1 protein-coding gene is annotated in these 289 nt (G+C 57.8%); it reads left to right on the forward strand.

What is annotated here, in order from left to right; genetic code table 11:
- Positions 1-64: 64 nt before the first annotated feature.
- Positions 65-289, forward strand: a 225-nt coding sequence (locus OSO_RS51860) for a hypothetical protein (RefSeq protein ID WP_010582408.1), incomplete at its 3' end; no start/stop codon positions are given.

Genomic DNA, 289 nt, shown 5'->3' on the forward strand with positions numbered 1-289 from the left:
TAGGATATGCCTGCATCGCCAGTTGTGCCGACTGTCATACGACTGAAGTCTGAAATTGGCGTAAATGTCGTCGGCCTACTCGGGTGGTGCCGCGGCCTACCCGCGCGATGGATCGCTGACGAGTTCCGCAGCTTCGAAATCTGCGAGTGACTCGTACGGCATAGCTTCGACAGTGCCCTCGCCACGCGAGGATCGACACAGTCTTGCTTGTCGCGGCATCTTCGAAGCGACCAACGACACTCAACACGATCTTCAGACGGCCGTCGGTCTCACGGAAACTCCAGCAACA

The organism is Schlesneria paludicola DSM 18645 (genome assembly GCF_000255655.1).
Classification (GTDB): Bacteria; Planctomycetota; Planctomycetia; order Planctomycetales; family Planctomycetaceae; genus Schlesneria; species Schlesneria paludicola.